We start from the raw sequence: 1,966 nt of genomic DNA, 5'->3' as shown, positions 1-1,966 counted from the left end.
GAAAAGCAAGCTTTTCTAAAGTCCGCTCGACTTGCATGTATTAGGCACGCCGCCAGCGTTCGTCCTGAGCCAGGATCAAACTCTCCATAAAAGAGAAAATTTGATAAAGCTCAAATTTTGTGCTGGCATCAATTTTGATGTCCAAAATTTCGTTTCTCTAATTTAATAGAAGAAACTATGTTCATTAACGTTTTGTTGTTCAGTTTTCAAGGTTCGTGTTAATCTCTTTAATAGCGACTTCCAATATTGTAACATCTCTAATTTGTTATGTCAACAATAATTTTCCCGCTGTTTTAAAAAAAGTAACTTTATTACTATAACACCACTTATATATAGATGTCAACAGTTTTAAATTATATCGATTAAATTCGATCGACAACTTTTTAATTCTATCAATAATTCATATCAAAGTCAATAACTTTCTTTCATTAATTGTATTTATTTGATACTCTTAAGCTGACAGTTAATAATATATCACTATAATAAACAGATTGCAAGTATATAGTAAGAAATTAATTTTAATTTTGTTTAGATTAGAACTCCCTCTAATATATCTATATAATATAAGCCTAATCAATTCCTATTCTTTGAAGGACGAGTAGCATTCAATAAATTAGAAAAGTATGACCTACTTAAAAATATTGCTAGATTATATATAACTTGTGTATTTGTTAGAAAAAATATTCTTACACTTTTATTATTAGCCATTTAGCTAATCTATGAAAATTACCTATTTATTCTCTTTTTATACTTTGTTAATATTTGTATAAATCATCTCACATTTTTAGCAAACGTTATCTCTCCTGTAATCTTAAAATTTCTATTGATCATATATGGAGGATTCAATGTTAAAAAGATTCATAACTGCAGCAATATCAGTTATTTTATTTGCAATATTACTTTCTTGGTATTCATATGTACCCAGTTCCCAGCGAGAAGCTAATGTTTATTATTTTGGTTTTTTTTGAGACATTTATCTTCGTTATACTATATGCGGGACCTATTTATTTCCTTGTAGGATTACCTCTCTCTATCTTGATAGACAATTTAGCAGGAAGATTTATCATTACTTCAAAATTATTACGTTATTTTATTAGTCTCGGAATATATTCATTAACAGGTATAGTTATTGGTGCTATTTTATTAATAATAGTTAATCAAAACATTTATTTTCCATTTTTAATATGCTGTTTTTTTGCATCTAATATTTATTTGCATATCTTCTTATTAGTTTCAAAAATAACAGTTAATCTTCAACCTAAAATATAGAAAGACCTGTTGTCTAAATTAAATTATTATTCCCACTGCATTCAATCCATTATTTCCTTCCATCCTTATTATATATATTGGCACCTAATAGCTACTGAGCATGAATTTATATTAGATGTTTCTTTCCACTATATTAATTAGATTTAAGGAAAAATAAAAAATTGTAGAAATATCTACGGTTTTTATACGACTAATTATGTCCTACTTTCAATTGGCCAACGAAGATGACAACTTCTTCAGCTATGTTGAGCCGACGCTCATGAATAAAGTACACCGCACTTTGTTCTCCTTGGTCCTCCCACTTCTCGAGGTTTTACTTCTGTATGTATTTCTCTTTCTTATACGCACTAATGAACCTTCGGTTTAATAATAGTTAGGGCTTTTTTGCATATAAAAAAACCACTGAACACTCAGTGGTTTAGTTGCCTAGCGACGTCCTACTCTCACAGGGGGAAGCCCCCAACTACCATCGGCGCTAAAGAGCTTAACTTCCGTGTTCGGTATGGGAACGGGTGTGACCTCTTTGCCATCATCACTAGACTATTTTATTGAAAGAAGCTTGTTCTCTCAAAACTGGATAAAGACATTGATTGCTTTCAAGATTTGGTTAAGTCCTCGATCGATTAGTATTCGTCAGCTCCATGTGTCACCACACTTCCACCTCGAACCTATCTACCTCATCGTCTTTGAGGGATCT

3 rRNA genes are annotated in these 1,966 nt (G+C 30.9%); all 3 read right to left on the bottom strand.

Annotation, left to right across the window (positions count from 1 at the left end):
• Positions 1 to 91, bottom strand: a 16S ribosomal RNA gene (locus tag BJ095_RS18765); the annotation flags it as partial.
• A 1,602-nt stretch (positions 92 to 1,693) separates the two neighbouring features.
• A 5S ribosomal RNA gene (gene rrf / locus BJ095_RS18760) occupies positions 1,694 to 1,809 on the bottom strand.
• Positions 1,810 to 1,872: 63 nt separating this feature from the next.
• Positions 1,873 to 1,966 (bottom strand): 23S ribosomal RNA (locus BJ095_RS18755); the annotation flags it as partial.

The organism is Ureibacillus chungkukjangi (genome assembly GCF_003217295.1).
Taxonomy (GTDB): domain Bacteria; phylum Bacillota; class Bacilli; order Bacillales_A; family Planococcaceae; genus Ureibacillus; species Ureibacillus chungkukjangi.
This window is presented reverse-complemented; position numbering and strand designations above follow the sequence as displayed.